Below are 21,799 nucleotides of genomic sequence, written 5' to 3'. Positions count from 1 at the left end.
CGGCCGGCGCCGCCGGACTGACCGTGCACGAGAACCTGTGGCTGCTCGGACCGGTGCTCGCCGCGACCGGGTTCGCCGTCTCCATCTCGCTCACCGCCGCCTCCGACGCCCTGCTCGCCGCCGCACCGCCCGAGCAAGCGGGCGCGGCGGCCGCGGTCGAGGAAACCGCCTACGAACTCGGCGCCGGCCTCGGCGTCACGGTCCTGGGCAGCATCGCCGCACTGATCTACTCGACCGGCCTTCCCCGCGAGGCAGCACAGGCACGAGACGGCCTCACCGAGGCGACCGCCGCTGCCGCCGCACTCACCCCCGAAGCAGGCTCCCACCTGCTCGAACTGGCCCGTGCCGCGTTCGTGACCGGCCTGCGAGCCGCGATGGTGGTCGGCGTCGTCCTGTTCGTCCTCGCCACGATCGCCGCGGCACGCGCACTGCCCAAGACGAAGGAATCACACAACGATGACCGAGCTTGACCTCAAGACCAGCACGACAGAGCCGGCCCGGCCGGGTGTCCGCGGCGGCTGGCGCACCCCCGACCGCCTCTACCGGCTGATCAGCAGCCCGGTCCTGCGGATGATCCTCGGATGGGACCTCCCCCGCTACGACCTGCGGGTGGTCGAACGCCGTGCCGGCACGGTCTGCATGGAGGTCGGCAGCGGCGGCGGCTTCTACACCACGGCGCTCAAAACCCACCTGGGCAGCGAGAACACCCTGATCGCCCTCGACCCGTCACCCTCGGCCATGCAGTCACTGCGGCACCGGCTGGACGGCGTGCCCGGTGCGCGGATGTCCTACCTGGCCGGTGACGGTTGCAAGCTGCCCCTGGCCGACGACCAGGCCGACACCCTGTTCTACGGCTACAGCCTCGAGGAGATGCCCGACCCTCTGGCCGCCATCCGCGAGGCGCACCGGGTGCTCCGGCCAGGCGGAGAGCTCGTCCTGTTCCTCTGGCGCCCTGTGTTCACCCGGCATCGCCGCCGCCCGGTCGTCGCCCTCCTGGACGAGCTCTTCGAACGCCGTCGCACCTCGGCCGGCCCGCAGAACATCCGCCTGGTGTACCGCAAGCCCGCCGAGTGACCTCATCAGGCGGCTGTGGACCCCGCGGCACCGAACGGCACCTCGACAGGTCGCACCGGCCCGCTGACGGCCGCATCCCCTGAGCACGGTCGCCACGGCGGCCGGGCTCGGGGGCGGGCCTGTCAGATCGACGGGCGGGGCAGCTCCGCGCCGAAGGCGAACCGGTCGTGCCACTTCACGCCGTCACCCGCGAAGCCGGCGCCGGTGGAGGTGGCCACGTACACGTCCCCCGCGTCACCCCTGGTGAACGTGACGACGTCCGCACGGCCGTCGCCGGTGAAGTCGGCGACACCGGGAACCTCGTCCCCGACCGCGAACCGCTCGTGCCACACCGCGGCGGCGCCGAAGGCGAACCCGGTCGACCGGGCCACGACCACCTTGCCGCCGCTGAAGGTGACGGCGTCGGCCCGGCCGTCACCGTCCACGTCCCCCAGCGACGGCCGCCCTGGCAGGTCCGCGTGCCAGCGGAGGCCATCACCCGCGAACGACGAGCCCGTGGACATCGCGGCGTACACCGCGCCGCCTGTGAACGTGACGATGTCGTCGCGGCCGTCGCCGTTCACGTCACCGACCGCCGGGGTTTCCGCGCCGACCGCGAAGCGGTCGTGCCACTTCTCGGAGGTTCCGGCGAACGACGAGCCGGTGGACAGCGCCACGTACACGTCGGCCCGGTCGCCGCGGGTGAAGGTGACGATGTCGTCCCGGCCGTCGCCGTTGAAGTCACCCACGAGCGGGATCTCGTCGCCCACCGCGAAGAACCCGTGCCACTGCCGGGCGTCCTGCGCGAACCTGGAGCCGTCGGACAGCGACACGAAGACCTTCGCGCTCCGGCCCCGGGTGAACGTCGCGACGTCCGCCCTGCCGTCACCGTCGAAGTCACCGGTGAGCGGGATCTCGCCGCCGACCGCGAAGTCGTCGTGCCACTTCGCGGAGGTGCCCACGAAACTGGAGCCGTCCGACCTGGCGACGAACACGTCGGCGGTGTCACCACGGGTGAACGTCGCGATGTCCGCCCTGCCGTCACCATCTACATCGGACACCGGAGCCTGCTTCACGGTCGCTGACACCACGGCCGACGGCGCGCTCGCGTTGCCCGCCGCGTCCACCGCGACGACCCGGTAGTGCCACGTCGAGCCGACGGTGAGCGCGGCATGGCGGAACGACGTGGTGCGACCGGTGCCGAGCAGCGTCTGCGGGGTGATCGGTACGGACGCCGACCGCGAGCCGTGGATCCGGTACGCGTCCACGCCGACGTCGTCGGTGGCCGGTTTCCACTCCAGGCCCAGGGAACGCGCCCGCGAGCCGGTGATCGCGGCCTGGGGCGTGGCGGGGGCTCTCGTGTCCGCGACCGGCTCGCCCAGCGACTCCACCGCGTACCGGGCCGCCGTCCACGGACCGCTCGGCCGCAGTGTCACGGTGAGCCGCGCCTTGTCCGTGGCGGGCAACGTGAACGAGTCCTCCAGCCAGCGCGAGGTGCTGTTGTGCAACGGCTGGTGCCAGGTGCCGACGGCGGTTCCGTCCACCAGCACCTCCGCGCTCGCCGGCGCTGCCTGGTCGCTCGTGCGGCGCAGCACGACACCACGGCTGCCCGGTGTCACCGCTATCCGGAACGACACGGGGCCCGTGCTCGTGCGGACGTCGTCGCGCACCGGCACGTCGTTGTCGTCGCCTTCGAACTGGGCGGTCAGCTCCGACCGGGTGCCGCCCGTCTCGGTCCAGCCGTGGGCGGCCCGGCTGGCCGCGTCTCCGGCGTCGAGCACGTCGGTCCGCCTGCTCGACGGCTCCGGCCGCGTGTACAGGTACGCGGTCGACGCGTAGTCGGCGTCGAAGGTGTTGCTCGGACCGTGTTCGATGCCGAACCGCAGCGCACTGGAGTAGCCGATCGCGTCGGCCAGCAGCAGCCGGTAGACGCTGTCGCACTCGCGCGGGCAGCCGGCGGTCTCCTTCTGGTGCAGGGTGTTGCCGTTGAGCGGCGCGCTGAACTCCTGGCGGTGGAAGTACCAGCCGCCTTCGTAGAAGTCCTCCGTGCCCGTGCCGTGCCAGGACGGTGAGGGCGAGGAGTCCACGTGCACCCGTTCGTCGCCCTCCAGGTACTCGCGGAGGTGCCCGGTGGACTCCAGGCCGCGCATCGTCTGCGTGACGCCGACGAGCTTGCCCCGTCCTCCCGCGTCGGCGATCGTCCAGTCGCGGCCGTCCTCGGTCCGGCCGGCTCGCGACTGGGTGGTGAAGTGGCCGGACGACTCGGTCCACGCCCGCGGTGCCGAGGTCACCTCGGCGGTGGCGGTCACGGCCGTTCCCGGGTTCACGAGCTCGACCAGCGCGGAGGACCGGTACGGCATGGGCCACCAGCTGGTGTGCCGCGGCCCGTCCATCGCGAACATGAGCGACCGCACGGCGGCCTGTCCCAGTCCGCTGCCGAAGAACTCGCCGACCGGACTGTCGACGGTGGTCTTGCCGTCGAACGTGAGCCGCAGCCGCAACGAGTTGTCGTACGCGGGCAACACGAGCCGCAGGGCGTTGATGCTGCCCGGTCCGGTCAGCCGCGCGAGCGGCACCCGGCTCCCGGCCGGAACCTCCACCGTCCTGGTGGCGGTCGTGGCACCGGGTGCGACCGGCTTCGGGTCACGGGTGCCGGAGGCGCGCAACATCGCCAGCACGTCCTCCGCGCGGTCGGACCTGTCGAACGCGCGAACCCCCTCCGCCGAGGCGAAGTCGCGGTACGTCACGTGGTAGAAGTTCGGGTTGTGCTGCACGGTGATCCGCATGGATTCCCGGTAGGGCATGGGGACCTTGACCTGTACGCCACCGGAGCTCTGGTCGGCGTTCGCGACCAGGGGGTGCACGAACGGCGCGCCCTCCTTGCCGTCGACCAGTTCCTGCAGCGAGCGCTGCACGACGGTGCGACCGTCGAGTTCGACGCGGATCCAGCCGGTGGCGCTCACGTCGCCCTCCCGGCCGCCGGCGCCCTGCGTGAACCAGATCGACGCGACCTCGCCGGGACCGCTGCGTTCGGCGAGCACGCACCCGGTGTCGTCCTTGCGCAGACAGGAGTACTCACCGCTGAAGCCGTCGCCGGTGTTGCTGCCGTCGCGCCCGAAGCTGGAGAACTGCCCGGTGCGCGCCGGGTTCAGCTGAGAAAGCCGGTCCAGCCTGCGGTAGGTGTCCCAGCCGACCGGTCCGTTGTCCGGCGCCGGTGCCGGTGCCGCCTGTGCGGCGGGGAGGGCGAGCGCACTCGCCGCGAGGATGATCGCGGCGAGTGCGGAGCCCCCGGGTGAACGGGAGTTCATCGGATGCCTTTCAGGCGCCGGGAGGGCTGACGTAGCCGGAGACCGGCCTGTTGGCGTTCGCCTTCGCGGTGCGCGGGTCGATCGTCGTCTGGTGCACGTACCTCGTGCCGGGGCCGGAGTTGCCGTCGACCGTGGTGATCGTGCCGTTGCCGTTGACCGCCACCACGACGGACACGTGCCCGCCGGTACCGCTGCCCGGTGCGCCGTAGATGACCCAGTCGCCCACCTGCGGGTTGCCGACCTGGCCTGCCGGACGCGGCTTCCACGTGCCCTGCTTCTGGCCCCAGCTGCCGAGAGAAGTCGCGACGTACTGACCGCGTGGCACGCCCTTGACGCCGGCCCGCTCCCACACCCAGGTCGCGAACATGGCGCACCAGGCGGTACGGCCGCCGTTGCACGGCCCGTACTTGTTGCAGTTCGGCTCGGCGACACCGACCTCGCCCTTGGCGATGGTGACGATGGTGGTCCTCAGCCCGACGGTGCCACCGAGCACGAACGTCGCGATGTCGGCCTTCTTGTCGCCGTTGAAGTCACCGGTGCGGGGCACCTCGGTGCCGAGGGCGAACCGGTCGTGCCACTTCAGCGCGTCGCCGACGAACGCGGTGCCGTTCGAAGCCGCGATGTAGACGTCCGAAGCGCCACCACGGGTGAACGTCGCGATGTCCGCCTTGCCGTCGCCGTTGAAGTCGCCGACCTCGGGGATCTCCGTGCGGAAGGCGAAGTTCTCGTGCCACTTCCAGCCGTCCTGCACGAACTTGGTGCCGTCGGAGAACGAGACGAAGACGTCGCCCGCGTCGCCTCGGGTGAAGGTGACGATGTCGTCCTTGCCGTCACCGTCGAAGTCACCGGCGTCGACGACCTCGCCGTGGAGGCCGAACCGGTCGTGCCACTTCACCGTCGTGCCGGCGAAGCCGCTGCCGGTGGACAGCGCCACGAAGACGTCGCCCGCCTCGCCTCGGGTGAACGTGGCGATGTCGTCCTTGCCGTCACCGTTGAAGTCACCGGCCACCGGCACCTCGCCGCCGACGGCGAACCAGTCGTGCCACTTGACCGCAGTGCCGGCGAAAGCGCTGCCGTTGGACAGCGCCACGAAGACGTCACCGGTGTTGCCCTGGGTGAAGGTGGCGATGTCGTCCTTGCCGTCGCCGTTGAAGTCGCCGACCAGCGGCGTCTCCGTGCCGAAGGCGAAGTCGTTGTGCCACTTGACCCCCGTGCCGCTGAAGCCTTCTCCTGACGACAGCGCGACGTACACGTCGGCCCGGTCGCCGCGGGTGAAGGTGGCGACGTCGTCCTTGCCGTCGCCGTTGAAGTCGCCGGTGAGCGGGATCTCGTGGTCCACGCCGAAGAACTCGTGCCACTTCCAGCCGTCCTGGACGAACCTGCCCCCGTCGGACAGCGACACGTAGACGTCGCCCATCGCGTCGTTCGCATTCGCGGTCGGAGCGGTGGTGACGGTCAGTGCCGCCAGCCCGCACACCGCTGCGGTGATGAGTTTCCTGTGGTGCATGGTTTCCCCCCGGGTGTCTCAGAGAACAGCGGGTGCCGGGATTTCGGCGCCCGCCGCGAACCAGTCGTGCCACTTCACGCCGTCACCGGAGAATCCCCCGCCGGTGGAGGTCGCGACGTACGCGTCGGCGACGTTTCCTCGGGTGTAGGTGACGATGTCGTCCTTGCCGTCGCCGTTGAAGTCGCCCACCCCCGGCGTCTCGGTGCCGACGGCGAAGCGGTCGTGCCACTTCACGCCGTCACCGACGAACCGGGCGCCGTCGGAGAGCGCGACGTAGGCGTCACCAGCGGCGCCGCGCGTGAACGTGATGACGTCGGCCTTCTTGTCGCCGTTGAAGTCGCCGACCAGCGGCACCTCACCGTCGAAGGCGAACCGGTCGTGCCATTTGACGGTGGTGCCCGCGAAACCGGAGCCGGTGGACAACGCCACGAAGACGTCGCCGGCGGAGCCGCGGTTGAAGGTGGCGATGTCGTCCTTGCCGTCACCGTCGAAGTCGCCGACGGCCGGAATCTCGTTGTGCGCGGCGAACCAGTCGTGCCATTTGACGGTGGTGCCCGCGAAACCGGAGCCGGTCGACAACGCCACGAAGACGTCCGCAGCGGCACCCCGCGTGAAAGTCGCGATGTCGTCCTTGCCGTCACCGTTGAAGTCACCGACGGCCGGGACCTCGTCGTGGTAGGCGAAGGTGTCGTGCCACTTCACGGTCGTGCCGGTGAAGCCGCTGCCCGTGGACAACGCCACGAAGACGTCCGCCGAACCGCCGCGCGTGAACGTGGCGATGTCGGCCTTGCCGTCACCGTCGAAGTCACCGGTCAGCGGGATCTCCTCGTGGAAGGCGAAGTCGTTGTGCCACTTCGTCGCCGTGCCGGTGAAGCCGGTCCCGGTGGAGGAGGCGACGAACACGTCCGCGGCGGCGCCACGGGTGAACGTGGCCATGTCCGCCTTGCCGTCACCGGTGAAGTCGGTGTCGCCCCCGCCGATGATCAGCTCCTGCGGCGCGGGCAGCGGGCCACCGCTGTCGAACCGGTAGAGGTTGTTGTCCCGCATGACCTTGATGACCTTGTCGGCGTAGGCCGGGTCGGTCGCGTACGGCCGGGCGATCGCCCGGATGTAGCGGTCGGGGTCGTTGCGGAACGGCATCGCGTGGGCGTAGGCGGAGTTGGTGGTCAGGTTGCGGCCGTGGTCGCGGAACGAGTCCCGCATCGACGCGAAGACCCGGAAGTACGCCTTGGTGCCCCCGCAGTTGCCGCCGGGGCACTCGACCGTCGGCAGCTGCCTGCACCCCGTCGCGATCGGTCCCGGCCGGTCCGGCGACCCGCACTTCAGGCCGTGGAAGTTCAGGTAGTTCCTGGAAAGCCCGCTCCTTCCCCAGTTGGACTCCAGGATCGACTGGGCGATGCTCACCGAGGCGGGGACGCCGTATTCGGCCTTCTCCGCTCGCGCGTGCCCAGCCGCCTCGGTGATGTAGGCGGTGTCGGCCCGAGCCGGTGCCACCGCCACCAAGGTGATCGGCAGCGCGACCATCAGCCCCGCCGCCAGTGCTCTGAGTTTCATGGGAGCGACGCTAGGGAGGCGCTCTCACAGAATTCTGTGAAGATCCTGCGAGCCCGGCAGTGGCGGGGACGGTTCCCCCACCTCCCTGCTGCCGTGCCGCGCGAACAACGCCCCGGCCTCGTCCCGCACCCTGTCCGCCTCTGCCGGACGGCCGAGCGCCCGGTACGACTCCGCCATGTCGCGCAGGCATCTCGCGCGCCACAGCGGCAGGGACAACGCGTCCCACCACTGCAGCGAGAGGCCGAGCAGACGGCAGGCCTCCTCCGGGCGGCCCCTGGCCAGTTCGAGTTCGCCGACCGTGCGCAGCACCAGCGCCTGACCGAACCCGTCCTGCAGCCCACGACAGGTGACGAGCGCTTCCTGCAACACGTCGTGCACCTCGTCCGGTGCGCCCTGCCGGATCCGGGCCTTCGCCCAGGCCTGCGCCGCGTACGCGGTCATGTGCCGGTCGCCGAGGTCGCGCAACGTGCGCAGCGCGCGGGCCGAAAGGCGTTCCGCGGTACCGAACGCCCCGGCCGCTCGGTGCGCGATGGCCAGTGACCGTTCGACCAGGGCGACCTCCCTCGGCGCGGCCAGCCCCAGATACGCCTCGCGGGCACGTTCCAGTGCCCCGACGGCTTCCGCCAGGCGGCCGAGCTCGGTGAGCACCTTGCCCCTGCCGTGCCGGGCCCGCGCCGTCAGCGCCGCGTCCTCGAGGTCCGCCAGTGCCGCGGTCACCAGGTCCAGCGCGCCGGCGAGGTCGCCGCGCTCGCGCAGCACCTCGCTGAGCATCACCTTGATCGCGGTGATGGCGCTCCTGTCACCGATCTCGCCGTACTTCTCCATCGACCGCTCGTAGTAGGCGGCTGCCTCGTCGAGCCGGTCCTGCTCGCGGCGCAACCACCCGAGTCCGGCCAGCAGCTCGGCCTGCCCTGGAACGTCGCCGGCTCTCACGGCGGCGTCGAGTGCCACGCTGTGCGTCTGCCAGCGCAGGCTGAACTTGTTGCCGGCGGCCAGTTCCGAGGCGCACACGTCGACCGCCAGGCGCACCGCGACGTCCGTGAGGCCGAGTTCGCAGGCCCGGTGCACGGTGTGCACCACCGCGTCCTGCCCGGCGTCGAACCACTCCTGCGTGGCGGGCAGGGCGACCAGCCGCAACCAGCCGTGCGCCACCCGTTCCACCGCGTCCAGCAGGTTCTGCCGCACGTCCCCGGCCTCCGCGAGCTCCCAGCCGAACGTCCTGGTCAGGTCGTGCAGCCGGTAGCGCCCGGCGCCCGCGATGTCGAGCAACCGCGCGCGCACCAGTTCGTCGAGCACGTCCTCGGCGTCCTGGGCCGCGACGCCGAGCAGGGCGGCGGCGAGCCACGGTTCGAAGTCCGGCACGCCGAACCAGCCGAGGCCCCGCAGACCGGCTTGGGCACGCGCGGACAGCCCGGTGTAGCTGAGCGCGAGACTGCCGCGCACCTCCAGGTCGCCGACCGCCAGTTCGTCGAGAAGCCTGTGCTGCTCCCGCAACCGGGCCGCGAGCCGCCCCGGCGAGAAGTCGGGCCGCGACACCAGCCGGGCCCCCGCGATGCGCAGTGCGAGCGGCAGCCGGCCGCACAGCCGCACGATCTCCCGCGCGGACCCCGGTTCCGCCGCCACCCGCCCGGCTCCGACGATCCGGTCCAGCACCACGAGGGACTCGCCCTCGCCCAGCGTGCCCAGCTCGACGTGCGCGGCACCCTCCAGCGCGCTGAGCCGCGACCGGCTGGTCAGCACGCAGGCGCACGTCGGCGCCCCCGGCAGCAGCGGCCGGACCTGCCGCTCGTCCGCCGCGTCGTCGAGCACCACCAACACCCTCCTGCCCGCGACCAGCGACCGGTAGAGCAGGACCCGTTCGTCGGCGCACCGGGGCATCGCCGCGTCGGACACCCCCAGTGCGTGCAGGAACCGCACGACCACCTCACGCGGCTCCCGCACTCCCCGCAACGACGCGTACAGCTGGCCGTCGGGATACCGCTCGCGCACCTGGTGCGCGGCGCGGACGGCAAGGGTGCTCTTCCCCGTCCCGGCCGGGCCGGAGATCGCCACCACCGGCACGACGTCCGGGGTGCCGGTCAGCCTGCGGTACAGCCCGGCGAGTTCGGCTTCGCGAGCGGCGAAGTCGGCGATGTCCGGTGGCAGCTGCGCCGGTGAGGTGCCGGCCGGCTGACCGGCCAGCACCCGCCGGTGGGCGTCGCGCAGCTCACGACCGGGATCGACCCCCAGTTCGTCGGCGAGGATCCGGCGGCCCTCGTCGTAGCAGGCCAGCGCCTCGGCCTGTCTGCCGAGGCCGGACAGCACCAGCACCACCTGAGCGCGCAACCGTTCCCGCAACGGGTTCGCCGCCACCAGAGCGACGAGCTCGGCGACGGGTGCCACGGCGAACCCGGTCGTCGCGGCGACCTCGAGCTGGTCCTCCACGACCGCGAGCCGCAGGTCGGCCAGCCGCGCGCGTTCCCCGTCCGCCCACGACCCCGTTGCACCTCCGAGCGCGGCACCTCGCCACAACCCGAGCGCGGCCTGGAACTCGGCGGCGGCCTCCGCGTGCCGGCGCTCGCGGAAGGCCTCCCGCCCCCTGGCGACCCGGCTGCCGAACTCCCGGACGTCCACCTGTTCCGGCGGCACGTCCAGCAGGTAGCCGCCGCCCCGGCGCACGATCACGTCGGCGGCGAGCGCCCGGCGCAACGCGCAGACGTTGGTGTGCACCGCCGCGCGCGAGTTGCGGGGCGGCCGGCTCCCCCAGACCGCCTCGACGACTTCATCCATCCCCACGACCTCGCCGACGGCCGTGGCCAGCACGGCGAGCATCGTCGCGGGCCTGGCTCCCCCGAGCTCCACCCGCTGCGCGCCGACACGAACCTCCACAGGCCCCAGTACCTGGAATCTCATGCTCGCGAACCCCCTCGGTCCGACGGGAACTGCTTCAGTCCGAGGTCTCCTTGTCCAGCCCGGCGACGCCTCCCGCGAGGTAGACGCCGACGACCGTGAAGACCAGCGAGCGGCGGAACTCCGCCGTGCTCGGCTCGTCCCGCATCCGGCCCAGGTTCCGCAGCACCCCCAGCACGCACAGACCGATCACGAGCAGCGTCACCGTCGCGTCGAGCTTCGGCGCGTCGCTCAGCAGGACCGCTCGCGCCCACGACTCGACATCGGCCGGATAGAGCGCGTACGTCCCGTGGACGTTGCCCACGAGCATCAGCACCGCCAGCGTGGACCCGACGGCGATCGCGCCCATCACCACTCCCCTGCGGCCACTGCCCGCGTGCGCGCCACTGCGGATCTGGTCGAGGAACAGCCGCCCGACCACCCGGCACACGACGACGGCGAGCAGCCACCCGAGCACCAAAGCGCCGATCGACGCCCCCTCCTCCCAGAACTCCCCCGGTACCAGGCCGATCAGCCACCGCCCACCGGCGATGACACCCACCAGCACCGCGGCGCAACCGAGGGCCGGCGAGACCCCCTTCACCCACCTGGCCCTGGCCTCGTAGGCGGTCCCCAGCACCACCGCGACGACGAGCGCCGCCCCGACCCACGCGAAACCGCCCAGCAGGAACTCGAACAGCCCCACGAACGGGCGGAGCAGGTGGTCGTTCAGCAGGGTCACGACCCAGCCGACGACGCCGAGCACGAACCCGATGACGGTGCCGATGATCTTCGCGATGAACCGGCCGAGGACGAAGACCCACGCGAGTCCGTGCAGCACGAATGTGGACGCCACGAGTACACCGAGTCCCCACAGGACAAGGCGCGGCCGTTTGTGCCGCCACGACAGCAACACCAGGGCCACCACGTACGCCGTCACGGCGCAGCCGATCCACGTCAGCAGGGACGTGATCGGCGGCAGCGCCGCCTTGAGGGCCGCGCTCGCCTCCCCCGGCCGCGCGAGCCAGGACCAGCCGGCGCGCTTGGCCAGGAGCTTGGTGCCGTCCGAGAGGCTGGCGATGAGGAACACGGCACCCACGACGATCACCGCCGTTGTGGCGAGAATCCGACGAAGAACGGTGAATACGGGTCGAAAAGCAGATTTCCGCAAATCTTCACGATGTCTTCCGCGATGAGCAAAAATTGCTTCGCCGTTGTACATGAAAATGAATTCTACTGACCGGAACGCACGTCGTCCTGGCCTCTTGAGCTGGGAATTCCAGGTTTTCGAAGGATTCAGTCCGCCAGCTTCACCCGCACTGCCGCCGCTTCCTCCAGTTCCAGTTCGGCGAACAGGAACTCCGCACGCCGCCACGCCTCTCGCGCGGCGGTGATGCGACCGACGGCCTGCAGTGCGTCGCCCAGCCAATCGGCGGTGACGGCCTCGCTGTAGGAGTCGCCCAGCTCGTGGAAGAGCTCACGGGCGCGCTCGTGGTGGCCGACGGCCGCCGCGACATCACCGCGTTGCCGTTCCACGAATCCAAGGGTGCGCTGGGCGTGCGCCTCGCAGTCCCGGTCGCCCTCGTCCTCCAGCAGGCGCAGGGCCGCGAGGCTTTCCTCGACCGCGAGGTCGAGATCGCCCATCTGCGCGTGGTACCAGCCCGCCGCGCAGAGGCTGAACGCCTCCCAGGCGCGGTTGCCCGTGGCGCGGAACAACGCCAGCGCCTGCCGTCCGTGCTCCAGCGCCGCCACGGCGTTCCCACTGCGGGCGTGCGCGACGCTGAGCGAGAAGTGGGTGATGCCCTCGCCCACGGGGTTCGCGACGGCGCGGAAGGACGCCAACGCCTCGGTGAGCTCGTCGATCGCACGAGGTTGATCACCCAGGACGCTGTGCCCGCGGCCGAGCAGCAGCAGCGTCTCCGCCAGCGCGGCGTGGTCGCCCAGCCGGCGAGCGGCGGCCACGGCGGCCCGCTGGGTCGCGGTCCGCTCGTCCCAGTGGCCGCTGCGGGTGAGGTAGGTCGACAGCACCCAGGGCAGCTGCCAGGCGTGCACGTCCCAGCCCTCGCGGGCGGCCAGGTCGGCGCAGGCGAGCAGCACCGCCCGTTCCGCGGTGAACCACTCGATCGCCTCGTCGTAGGAACCGGTGGAAGGCGTTGCGGCGGCCAGCTCGATGGGCGGCCAGTGCGGCGAGAGGTGGCGTTCGGCGGCGAACCCGGTGTGGAGGTAGTGGTCGAGCACCCGGCGCAGCGCCTGCCGCGCTTCCTCGGGTGAGGCCTCGTCGCGGGCGAAGGCACGCAGCAGGTCGTGCGACGCGAACCGGCCGGGCACCGGCTCGTCCAGAACGTGCGCCCTGGTCAGCTCGGCGAGCAACGGCCTGGCCTCCGCGCCGGCCAGCGCGGACGCGGCGGTCACGTCGATGTCGGGGCCGGGGTGCACGCCGAGCAGGCGGAACAACCGCGCGGCGGGCGCGGAGAGCCGGTGATAGGACCACGACGTCACGGCCCGCACGCTGGACGCCGGTTCGCCGGCGTCCAGCGCGTCGAGCCGGCCGCGTTCGTCCTGCAACTCCTTCACCAGTGCCCGCAGGGGGAAGCCGGGATGTGCCAGCGCCCGTGCCGCGACCACGGAGAGCGCGAGAGGCAGGCCGGCGGTGAGCCTGATGAGGTCGTGCACCGCCTCGGTGTCCGCGAGCCGCTCGCCGCCCAGCCGCTGGGTCAGCAGCGCGATCGCCTCGTCGACGGCCAGCATCGGCACCGTGACCGGCCGGGCCTGCTCGGCCACGGTCAGCCCGGTGAGCCGGTTGCGGCTGCTCACCACCACGAGGCAGGTGTCCCCGCCCGGCAGCAGCGGCCGGACCTGGTCCTCGTTCCAGGCGTTGTCGAGCACGACCAGCATCCGCCGCCCGGAGACGCGTTCGCGGAAGAGCGCGCTGCGGGAGTCGAGGTCGTCCGGCATGCGTTCGGGCAGGACACCGAGCGCTCCCAGGAACCCGTGCAGCACCACGCTCGCCTGGGCGGGAGGCGCAGACGGGTCGAAGCCGCGCAGGTTCACGTGCAGCTGCCCGTCCGGGAAGAGGTGGGCCCGGTCGTGTGCCCAGCGCAGGACGAGCGCGGTCTTCCCGACACCACCGGGTCCGCCGACGACGACCACCCCGCTGACCGCATCGTCCAAAGTGGCCCGTTCGCCCGCACGGCCGACGAACGCGGGCGGTGGCGCGGGGAGCTGACGCGGAACCGCGTTGTCGCTGATGAGCAGTTGCTGGTGCAGGCGGCGCAACTCGACACAGGGATCGGCACCCAACTCGTCGCGGAGACGCTCGCGCAGGTCCTCGTAGTACCGCAGCGCCTCGGCCTGGCGCCCGTCGCGGTACAGCGCGAGCAACAACTGCCCGGCCAGCCGTTCGTCGCGAGGGTGTTCGGCGACCGCCGCGATCAGCTCGGGCACCAGTGCGCTGTGCCCGCCGCACCGCAACGCGATGTCGGTGCGGAGCATGCGCGCCGCGAAGTGCTCCTCGACCAGCGTCGCACGCTGCGTCACGAACCAAGGCGTGCCGGCACCGTGGAACGGCTCGCCGCGCCACAACCCGAGCGCTTGCGCGACCGGTTCCGCCGCGTCGGCATCGGGCAGCTCGCGGGCCTGCCGCACCAGTGCGCGAAACCGGTGCAGGTCAACGGATTCCGGTGCGGTGTCGAGCAGGTAGCCGCCTGAGCTCCGCGCGATCTCCACACCCAGCACGGGTCGCAGCCTGGCGACGTAGGTCTGCAGTGTCTCTTTGGGCCGGTGCGGCCGGTCGGTGTGCCACACCGCGTCGACGATCTGCTCCACCGGCACGACCTGCCCGGCGTGCACGAGCAGCACGGCCAGCACCCTGCGCTGCTTCGGCGGCCCCAGGTCGAGCACCTCGTCGCCGGCACGAGCCTCGATGGTGCCCAGCACCGTGAAACGAGTCCCCACAGGCGAACTGTACCGAGCTGGTCACAGAACGTGACAGCCCAGGGTGCGCCGCCGGACAGCACGCTGCTGGGCATTTGTCACTTGTGGTGTTTCACGCCTGCACAGCAGGGCACCCGAAGGTGTCGCGTTGGACTATGGAGGGTGTGGCGGTGTCACAGACGGTGAACGGCAACCTGCTGGCCGGCCGCTACCGGTTGCTGGACGCGGTGGGTGCCGGCGGGATGGCGGAGGTCTACCGCGCCGAGGACACCGTTCTGGGCCGTGAGGTGGCGGTCAAGGTCTTCCGGCCGGGATGGGACGACACGGCCAGGCGCCGGTTCGAGTCCGAGGTCCGCACACTGGCCGGGCTGTCGCACCCCGGTTTGGTGCCGGTCCACGACGCCGGCACCGGAGAGGACACGCCGTTCCTGGTCATGCGGTTGCTCGAGGGGCGCACCCTGCGCACGGAGATCGCTGACGGCCCGTTGTCCCCGCAGCAGGTGCGTCGACTGGGCGCGGAACTGGCCGAAGCCCTGGCCTACGTGCACGCCCGGGGTGTGGTGCATCGCGACGTCAAACCGTCCAACATCCTGCTCGACGACCTGGACAGGCCCTACCTCGCCGACTTCGGCCTGGCCCGTCTGCCCGGCGCGACCAGGCTGACCCGCACCGACCAGATGGTCGGCACCGCCGCGTACCTCGCTCCCGAGCAGGTCCGGGGCGCCGACGTCGACCACCCCGTCGACATCTACGCCCTCGGCCTGGTGCTGCTGGAGTGCCTCACCGGCCACCGCGAGTACCCCGGTGGCGAGGTCGAGGCCGCCGTCGCCCGCCTGCACCGCTCTCCGGCCATCCCCGAGCACCTGCCGGCCGACCTGGCCGGCCTGCTGTCGTCGATGACCGCGTCCGACCCCGGCCAGCGGCCGACCGCGGCGCACTGCGCTCGAGCCCTGCAGGCGAACCCCGCCGCCGACGACACCGTGCCGGTCCCCGTCCACGTCGCGGAGAAGACTCCGGCCGAGGCGCCGCGGTCGGGTCGGGTGCCGCGCAAGGCGCTGCTCGCCTCGGCGGCGGCGCTGCTGGGCGCGGTCAGCGTCGCCTGGGCGGTCGCACCCGGTGCCCAACCGGTCAACTCCGCACCCACGCCGAGCACGTCCTCGACCACCACGTCATCCACCGCGTCAACCCCGTCCGCCGTACAGGTGACGACGCCGGCGCGACAACCAGCCGTTCAGACCGGCACCGCCACGCCCGTTGCGGAGGTCGCGCAGCAGCCGGCTGCCCCGGCCCCGGCCCCGGCCGCGGAAGCGGGCGCGAAGAAGCAGAAGAGCAAGCCACAGCCACCAGCCAAGGGCAAGAAGTAGCCGGTGCCGGCACACGCGTGATGACGTCGTGGCTTCGGCGAACTCGGCGTTCAGAGGATTAGCCATCGCCCGATCGGGGTAAAAGCGGATGCCGACGCGCCTTCGCATCGGTGCAGTCCTGACCGTGTTACCCCATCGATCCACCAGGGACCACAGCGATGAGCAGCTCCAACCGCCCCGTCGAGGGTTCCGTCGAGCACAGCGGCAGCACTGCCCCCGATGACCGCGAGGGCGCTTCAACCGCTGCCCAGCCGAGCACCGCACCCGCCGCCGATACGGCGGCGACCCCGATCTACGACGAGTTGGTCGCCCGCTTCGGTCTGCCGCGCCTTCGCGAGGAACCAGAGCACCGCACCGACAGCGCGCCAGTCGACGTGGCCCTGTCCGGCGTCGTGGACGCGGAGCCGCCCGAAGGCATGCGCCCGGCCTGCTGACGAGCCGCTGACGTTCGCGTCCTACGCGACTGCCGGACCGGTGTCGGCCGCCGAGTCGCAGGCCTGCCCAGCCGCGTTGCGGCGATCCGGCCCAGCGGTGAGGTGGAGCGTGGCACGGTGCCGTTCGATGCGCAGCAGGAGGTCCTGTGCGCATTGGGCGATCAAATCGACACCGTTCGCCACCTCGGGCTCGGCGGACCCCATTGACGAGTTCGCTTGGACGTCTTCATCCAAGACGAGTTCTTCGTGCCCTGCCAGCTGTGCGCTGATCGCCGGTGCAGCTGGTTGAAAGTCATCAGGCCGTGGTGCGTCATGAGGTGAACTTCTGCGTCTCGACGTCGTGCCGGTTGGGAATGTTGTTGCGTCCCAACAGGAATGGCTTGCTCAAGGCGCGATGAGGTGGTCGGCTCCAGGCCGAAGCCCCGACCGCCGGTGGGCAAGATCGGGGCTTCGGCGCGGAACCTGTGGTCAGCGTCGGCCGTGGCGTCCCTGGTCGACGTCGCCTTCGGCATCGGTGTCGATGCGTTCCTTGCGGACCTCACCGGTGACGGTCTCGGTGTCGGTGACCTGTTCCTTGGCCAGCCGCACGCGCTCGACCGGCACGGCCTCGGTGTCCACCACCGGGCGTTCCTCGTGCAGCGTCACCTCGTGCTCGGCCTCGGAGATCGCCGGGCCCGACAGGGCCTCGCCGCGGTTGGCCTCGGTGATCGGCTCCCGCTCCAGGCGGACCTCCTCGCGCGTGACGGGCACTTCGACCTGCTCGGTCTCGGTCACCACGTACTTGCGCAGCCGCGCCCGGCCGGCCTCGCGCTGCTCGGTGCCCACCCTGAGGTGCTCCTCCGAACGGGTCATCGCCTCGTCGGTGTCGCGGCCGGTGGTGCCACGACCGGTGAGGTCGCGATCGGTGGTGCCACGACCGGTGAGGTCGCGCTCGCCGCCCGCGTAGCCCGTCTCGGTGTGCCGTGCCGTGCTCACGCCGTAGTGATTGTAGAGGCGTTCTTCCTCATCGGCGTCGAGGTGTGCGCCATCGGCGTCGATGTTGGGCGCGTCCTTGACCTGGTCCTTGGTGTAAGGGGTGCGCAGGTCGCCGTTGCTGTCTTCGGTGATGCCCTGCACGGGCAGGAAGGACTCGCGCAGGCCGAACAGGCCCGTGCTGACCGACAGCCAGGTCGGCTGCCCGCTGTCGTCGTCGAACCACAGCTGTGCGACGGTACCGATCTTGTCACCGGCGGTGTCGCGGACCTCCCGGCCGGTCCAGTGGGTCATGCGCTCGCGAATGGTGTTCGTCATGGTTGTCCGTCGTTCCTTCCTTCGGCACACCCGGTCGTGAAACCGGTTCTTCCGTGCGCGCAGAGTGGATTTCGGTCGGTGGTCCCCCGAGTGCTTCCTTCGGATGACCGGCTGCGTCAGTAGCCGCGGGTGGAACCTCCGTTCGGCGGTGGCGTCGGCTGCCCGGCGACGGCGGGCATCTGCTGGGTGGGCGCGTTCATCGCCTGCTGCGTGGGCGCCGCGGTGCGGGTGGCGTCCTCACGGCCGCGCTGGTAGGCCTGCGCGTGGGCCTTGGCCTGCGGCAGCTCCTGCTCGGCCTTGTTCAGCCACTGCTCCCACCGCTGCTGCATCGGCCGCACCAGGCCGCCACCCACACCGATCACGGCGATACCGCCGGCGGTGGCCAGCACCGTGATCAGGATCGGGGTGGTGACCGAAGTGGCCACACCGATCTGGTTGAGCGCGGCGATCACACCCAGGCCGAGGATGAACACCGAGGCGGTGTTGGCCACGACCCGGCCGTAGGACAGGCCGCCCAGCGCGTTGCCCACGAGGTCCTTGACCGCCTTGGCGATGGCCGCGGCGATCACCACGATCACGATCGCGACCGCCGCGCGCGGCAGCCAGGCCACGATGTCGGTCAGCAGCGCCGAAACCGGGTTCGGGCCCCACACGCCGAACGCGATCTGCAGCGTGATCAGCAGGATCGCGTAGTAGACCAGCTTGGCGATGATGTCCGAGGCGTCGTACTTCGACCGCGCCAGCGCCTGCTTGACCCCGCCGCGTTCGACCACCTGGTCGAACCCGACCCGTTCCAGGACCTTGTTCACGGCCTTCGCGACGAACTTCGCGACGAAGAACCCGATCACCAGGATCAGCAAGAAGCCCACGAGCTTGGGCACGAAGGTGATCACTGAGCGCCACGCGTCCGAGACGCCCTGACCGAAGTCGATGGCGACCACTGTCGATGTCGGCATGTCCGGCCGTTCCCTTCTCCGTCACCTGCCGGCCCCCTCCGGCACAGGTCGCCGGACCGGTCACGACGCCGATTACCCCGAGCGAGTGAACTAACACCTTTGAGCGGTGCCCAACCTGAACGGAGTAGCCACAACTACGCATTACGGACAGAAGTGCTACGTAGAGTAGTTGCCGAAGGGAAACGGGCACGGGCCGCCGCTTCGCGTCCGCAGAGAGACGAAGTCTGCTTCACCTGTGCTGCCGGCATGCGGCGCGGAAATTCTGCGGCGGGATGTAGACGCGGCGCGCCCAGCTCCGACGTCCCACGCGAGGATGGGGCCGACCGGCCGCGTCCACGACGAAGACCAAGGGGCCGACAGGTGAAGTACGTGATCATGATCCACTCCAACCCGCAGCCGTGGGGGCACCCGACCTCCGACTACCTGCCCGAGTACCAGGTCATGTCGAAGGAGCAGCTGGAACGGCTGAACGCCGACTTCGAGGCGATGCTCACCGACCTGCGGGAGAACGGTGAACTGCTCGGGGGCGAGGCGCTGGGTGCGCCCGAGTCGTCGCGGCTCTACCGCTGGAGCGACGGCAAGCCGCTGGTCACCGACGGCCCGTATTCGGAGGCCAAGGAGCACCTGGCCGGGTTCTTCCTCATCGACGTGGACAGCCGGGAACGCGCGGAGGAGATCGCGGCACGGTTCGCGGGTCCGGGCGAGACCGTCGAGCTGCGGCCGGCGATGGGGCCGGGCGGGTCCGACCAGTGATCGGACGGGTGGTCGAGGACGTGTGGCGGCGGGAGTCCCCGCACGTCCTCGCCGCCCTGCTGCACCGGTACGGCGACCTGGGCGACTGCGAGGACGCGGCACAGGAGGCGGCCGAGGCGGCGGCGCGGCAGTGGGACCGCGACGGCGTGCCCGGCAACCCCCGCGGCTGGCTCATCCGGGTCGCGTCGCGGCGGCTGGTCGACCGGCTGCGGGCCGATGGCGCGCGGATGGCGCGGGAGAACGCTCTCGGCACCGCACTTCCCGCCGACGCCCACCTCTCCCCTGCCGCCGACCGGTCACCTCGCGACGAAGCCGACGACACCCTGCGGTTGTTGCTGCTGTGCTGCCACCCGAGCCTGAGCCGGTCCTCGCAGGTCGCCTTGACGCTGCACGCCGTCGGCGGGCTGAGCACCGCGCAGATCGCCGCCGCGTACCTGGTGCCCGAGCGCACGATGACGCAACGCCTCACCAGGGCGCGGTCCACGTTGCGGGCGGCGGGTGCGGTGTTCGGCCTCCCGGCCCGTGCCGACCTGCCCGCGCGCATCGCCGCGGTGCTCGACGTCTGCCACCTCATGTTCACCGAGGGACACACGCGATCCACCGGTGACGCGCTGGTCGACTCGCCGCTGGCGGAGGAGGCCATCCGCCTCACCCGGCAACTGCGCGCGGTCGTCCCCGACCACGACGAGGTCGCCGGTGCGCTGGCGTTGATGCTGCTGACACACGCCCGTGCGGCTGCCCGCACCGAGAACGGCGACCTCGTGCCGCTGGCCGAGCAGGACCGGTCCCGGTGGGACCGGCAGCGGATCGCGGAAGGCGTGCGGATCCTCGAACGGGTCCTGCCGCGCGGGCACGTCGGCAGGTTCCAGCTGCAGGCCGCGATCGCCGCCGTCCACGCCGAGGCCGAGAGCGGGGAAGCCACCGACTGGCGGCAGATCACCCTGCTCTACGCCATGCTCGCACGGGTGGCGCCGGGCCCGGTCGTGACGCTCAACCAGGCGGTCGCGCTCGGGATGGCGTTCGGTCCGGAGCACGGCTTGGCCCTCCTCGGACCCTTGCTCGACGATCCCGCGATGCGGCGACACCACCGCACTCACGCCGTGCACGCGCATCTGCTGGAAATGACCGGCGACCTGCCCGGCGCGCTCGAGAGCTACCGCCAGGCGGCCCGGCTCACGGCGAGCCAGCCCGAGCAGCGCTACCTCAACGCCCGCATCCGCCATCTCACCGCAGGCCGAGCGTCACCCTCCACTCCCCCGTGGAGCGCTCGGGAACCACGGTGATCTTGACTGTCCGTCCCTGCGCGATGTCCAGGCCGAAGGTCTGCTTCCACTCGCGCGGTTCGACCTGCTCCCCGCCGACGCCGTAGGACCAGTTCGAGTGGTCGACGATCTGGACGTCGTCGACGAGAACGCGCATCCTGCCGGGTGCGTTCATCTGCGCCACCATCACGTTGTCGCCCGGCCACGGCACCGTGAACTCCCTGCGCGCGTTGGGATCCGCGGCATCGGACTTCAGCTCCACCACGGGTGTGGGGTGGGTCGGCGGGAACGCCGGCAGCGTCTGCGGGCGTGGCGGGAACGGGTACTCGCTCACCGGTACCGCCTCGCCGATGCCGATGGCGAAGGTGCCGTTCGCCGGCAGGGGAAGCACCCGCAGCTCGCCCGTCTCGTCGAAGCTCTGCTTGCCGTCCACGGTCAGCGTGATGATCGACGGTTGTCCCGGCACGACGTCGAGTCCGGTCCAGTCGAGCGGCCTGCTCGCACCACCACAGGTGTTGCGCTCGGCCATCGGGTGACCGTTCACCGTCGTGCTGAACAGCAGGCGGTCCTCCGGCCCGGTCTCGCACCGGGTGAAGATCATGAGGTCCAGCGACTTCGGCACGAACCGCAGGGTGACGGCGGTGGAGGGAAGGTCCGCCCAGGCCTGCGCGATGATCCGCGTGCCGTACTGGTACTCGGTCATGCTCCTCGGCGGCTCAGCGGGTTCGGGCAGGCGGTCGGGCCGGGGAAGCACGGCGTAGACGATGCCGACGAGCGCGAGCACCACCGCGGCCACACCCGCGACCGCACGCCGCCGCCGTGCCGCGGCCACCTTCGCCCGCACGCCGGCCATGCGCGCCTCGTGGGCCGAGTCGGCGAGCGCCGCCCGGTCGCGCAGCACCTCGGTGAGATCGGTCAGGTTCATCGCCGCACCCCTTCGAACGTGATCGTCTCGTCGATCCGCAGCTTGGCCAGCGCCTTGCTGGCCTGGCTCTTGACCGTGCCGACCGCACAACCGAGGAGTCCGGCGACCTGCGCCTCCGTCAGGTCCTCGTAGAACCGCAGCACCAGCACCGTTCGCTGTCTTCTGGGCAGCCGGCCCAGCGCCTGCCACAGCCACTCGCGTTCGTCCACCACGTCCTGCGGGGACTGCCCGGGCCGTTCCGGCAGGTCACCGGTCGGTTCCTCGCCTCTCCACCGGCGCCGCCACCAGGTGGCGCGGGAGGTCACGATGATCCGCCGCACGTACGGCTCCGGATCGCCGTCGACGCGGCCCCAGGCCCGCCACGCCTTGGCCAGCGCCGTCTGCAGCAGGTCCTCCGCGTGCCCCGCGTCCCGCGTCAGGAGAAAAGCCATCCGCAGGAGCCGGGGCGTCGCGCCCACCACGAACTCCTCGAACCCCTCAGGTGAGCGCTCCACTTCCCGGCCCCTCCACTCAGTCCGTCACTGCTACTACCAGTCGGACCGCGCGGATGGTTGCCGGCCGGGGACGAGCGACCGTCAGCGGCTTCGAGTTC

At 71.3% G+C, this 21,799-nt stretch carries 16 protein-coding genes and 1 pseudogene; 6 read left to right on the top strand and 11 right to left on the bottom strand.

Annotated elements, in window-relative coordinates:
• Both L6E10_RS35895 and L6E10_RS35890 read left to right on the top strand, forming a co-directional pair.
• Positions 1-470 (top strand): annotated as a pseudogene (locus L6E10_RS35895) (MFS transporter); the annotation flags it as partial.
• Positions 457-1,074, top strand: a complete 618-nt coding sequence (locus tag L6E10_RS35890; RefSeq protein WP_236224614.1) for a class I SAM-dependent methyltransferase — start codon at positions 457-459, stop codon at positions 1,072-1,074. The pseudogene L6E10_RS35895 and the gene L6E10_RS35890, both read left to right, overlap by 14 nt.
• 122 nt (positions 1,075-1,196) lie before the next feature.
• On the opposite strand, the gene L6E10_RS35885 is transcribed toward L6E10_RS35890, so the two are convergent.
• The 6 genes from L6E10_RS35885 to L6E10_RS35860 all read right to left on the bottom strand — a co-directional run bounded on the left by L6E10_RS35885 (position 1,197) and on the right by L6E10_RS35860 (position 14,244).
• The gene (locus tag L6E10_RS35885; protein ID WP_236224613.1) at positions 1,197-4,361 is read right to left on the bottom strand and encodes a DUF2961 domain-containing protein; all 3,165 of its coding nucleotides are present in this window, start codon (positions 4,359-4,361) and stop codon (positions 1,197-1,199) included.
• A gap of 10 nt (positions 4,362-4,371) precedes the next feature.
• The gene (locus L6E10_RS35880; RefSeq protein ID WP_236224612.1) at positions 4,372-5,868 is read right to left on the bottom strand and encodes an FG-GAP-like repeat-containing protein; all 1,497 of its coding nucleotides are present in this window, start codon (positions 5,866-5,868) and stop codon (positions 4,372-4,374) included.
• An 18-nt stretch (positions 5,869-5,886) separates the two neighbouring features.
• The gene (locus L6E10_RS35875; protein WP_236224611.1) at positions 5,887-7,422 is read right to left on the bottom strand and encodes a glucosaminidase domain-containing protein; all 1,536 of its coding nucleotides are present in this window, start codon (positions 7,420-7,422) and stop codon (positions 5,887-5,889) included.
• Between the two features lie 24 nt (positions 7,423-7,446).
• Positions 7,447-10,314 carry a BTAD domain-containing putative transcriptional regulator gene (locus L6E10_RS35870; RefSeq protein ID WP_236224610.1) on the bottom strand — a complete coding sequence of 956 codons (2,868 nt, stop codon included), beginning with the start codon at positions 10,312-10,314 and terminating at the stop codon, positions 7,447-7,449.
• 34 nt (positions 10,315-10,348) lie between these two features.
• Entirely contained in the window at positions 10,349-11,389 is a 1,041-nt protein-coding gene (locus L6E10_RS35865; RefSeq protein WP_236224609.1) for a hypothetical protein, read from the bottom strand.
• Positions 11,390-11,586: 197 nt separating this feature from the next.
• The gene (locus L6E10_RS35860) at positions 11,587-14,244 is read right to left on the bottom strand and encodes a BTAD domain-containing putative transcriptional regulator (RefSeq protein ID WP_236224608.1); all 2,658 of its coding nucleotides are present in this window, start codon (positions 14,242-14,244) and stop codon (positions 11,587-11,589) included.
• Positions 14,245-14,393: 149 nt separating this feature from the next.
• Here L6E10_RS35860 and L6E10_RS35855 point away from each other — a divergent pair, with 149 nt between their 5' ends.
• Both L6E10_RS35855 and L6E10_RS35850 read left to right on the top strand, forming a co-directional pair.
• Complete coding sequence (locus L6E10_RS35855; protein WP_236224607.1) at positions 14,394-15,587, top strand: serine/threonine-protein kinase; 1,194 nt, start codon at positions 14,394-14,396, stop codon at positions 15,585-15,587.
• Between the two features lie 158 nt (positions 15,588-15,745).
• Positions 15,746-16,021 carry a hypothetical protein gene (locus L6E10_RS35850; RefSeq protein WP_236224606.1) on the top strand — a complete coding sequence of 92 codons (276 nt, stop codon included), beginning with the start codon at positions 15,746-15,748 and terminating at the stop codon, positions 16,019-16,021.
• A gap of 21 nt (positions 16,022-16,042) precedes the next feature.
• Here L6E10_RS35850 and L6E10_RS35845 read toward each other — a convergent pair whose 3' ends face one another.
• The 3 genes from L6E10_RS35845 to L6E10_RS35835 form a co-directional block, all read right to left on the bottom strand.
• A complete protein-coding gene (locus tag L6E10_RS35845) occupies positions 16,043-16,255 on the bottom strand; it encodes a hypothetical protein (RefSeq protein ID WP_236224605.1) in 213 nt (70 codons plus the stop codon).
• Positions 16,256-16,489: 234 nt separating this feature from the next.
• Positions 16,490-17,311, bottom strand: coding sequence for a DUF2382 domain-containing protein (locus L6E10_RS35840; RefSeq protein WP_236224604.1), 822 nt, complete (start codon positions 17,309-17,311; stop codon positions 16,490-16,492).
• Between the two features lie 116 nt (positions 17,312-17,427).
• Positions 17,428-18,267: a hypothetical protein gene (locus L6E10_RS35835; protein WP_236224603.1), complete on the bottom strand. Its 840-nt coding sequence runs from the start codon at positions 18,265-18,267 to the stop codon at positions 17,428-17,430.
• 360 nt (positions 18,268-18,627) lie between these two features.
• Between L6E10_RS35835 and L6E10_RS35830 the strand changes: the two genes are divergently transcribed.
• Both L6E10_RS35830 and L6E10_RS35825 read left to right on the top strand, forming a co-directional pair.
• Entirely contained in the window at positions 18,628-19,020 is a 393-nt protein-coding gene (locus tag L6E10_RS35830) for a YciI family protein (RefSeq protein WP_236224602.1), read from the top strand.
• On the top strand, positions 19,017-20,303 hold the full coding sequence (locus L6E10_RS35825) for a DUF6596 domain-containing protein (protein WP_308102948.1): 1,287 nt from the start codon (positions 19,017-19,019) through the stop codon (positions 20,301-20,303). The genes L6E10_RS35830 and L6E10_RS35825 overlap by 4 nt, the downstream gene beginning before the upstream one ends.
• On the opposite strand, the gene L6E10_RS35820 is transcribed toward L6E10_RS35825, so the two are convergent.
• Together L6E10_RS35820 and L6E10_RS35815 are read right to left on the bottom strand one after the other, a co-directional pair.
• Positions 20,245-21,207, bottom strand: a complete 963-nt coding sequence (locus L6E10_RS35820; RefSeq protein ID WP_236224601.1) for a hypothetical protein — start codon at positions 21,205-21,207, stop codon at positions 20,245-20,247. The genes L6E10_RS35825 and L6E10_RS35820 overlap by 59 nt on opposite strands.
• Entirely contained in the window at positions 21,204-21,701 is a 498-nt protein-coding gene (locus tag L6E10_RS35815; RefSeq protein WP_236224600.1) for a SigE family RNA polymerase sigma factor, read from the bottom strand. Before L6E10_RS35815 ends, L6E10_RS35820 begins: the two co-directional genes overlap by 4 nt.
• Positions 21,702-21,799 lie beyond the last annotated feature (98 nt).

The organism is Lentzea sp. CC55, from assembly GCF_021056325.1.
In the GTDB taxonomy this organism is placed as follows: Bacteria; Actinomycetota; Actinomycetes; order Mycobacteriales; family Pseudonocardiaceae; genus Lentzea; species Lentzea jiangxiensis.
The sequence above is the reverse complement of the archived record's forward strand: the minus strand, read 5'-3'. Positions and strand labels throughout refer to the sequence as shown.

Excerpts from the sequence above, each read along its gene's own strand:
- L6E10_RS35890 (WP_236224614.1), top strand. The coding sequence starts at position 457 with ATGACCGAGCTTGACCTCAAGACCAGCACGACAGAGCCGGCCCGGCCG.
- L6E10_RS35885 (WP_236224613.1), bottom strand. The coding sequence starts at position 4,361 with ATGAACTCCCGTTCACCCGGGGGCTCCGCACTCGCCGCGATCATCCTC.
- L6E10_RS35880 (WP_236224612.1), bottom strand. The coding sequence starts at position 5,868 with ATGCACCACAGGAAACTCATCACCGCAGCGGTGTGCGGGCTGGCGGCA.
- L6E10_RS35875 (WP_236224611.1), bottom strand. The coding sequence starts at position 7,422 with ATGAAACTCAGAGCACTGGCGGCGGGGCTGATGGTCGCGCTGCCGATC.
- L6E10_RS35870 (WP_236224610.1), bottom strand. The coding sequence starts at position 10,314 with ATGAGATTCCAGGTACTGGGGCCTGTGGAGGTTCGTGTCGGCGCGCAG.
- L6E10_RS35850 (WP_236224606.1), top strand. The coding sequence starts at position 15,746 with ATGAGCAGCTCCAACCGCCCCGTCGAGGGTTCCGTCGAGCACAGCGGC.
- L6E10_RS35840 (WP_236224604.1), bottom strand. The coding sequence starts at position 17,311 with ATGACGAACACCATTCGCGAGCGCATGACCCACTGGACCGGCCGGGAG.
- L6E10_RS35835 (WP_236224603.1), bottom strand. The coding sequence starts at position 18,267 with ATGCCGACATCGACAGTGGTCGCCATCGACTTCGGTCAGGGCGTCTCG.
- L6E10_RS35820 (WP_236224601.1), bottom strand. The coding sequence starts at position 21,207 with ATGAACCTGACCGATCTCACCGAGGTGCTGCGCGACCGGGCGGCGCTC.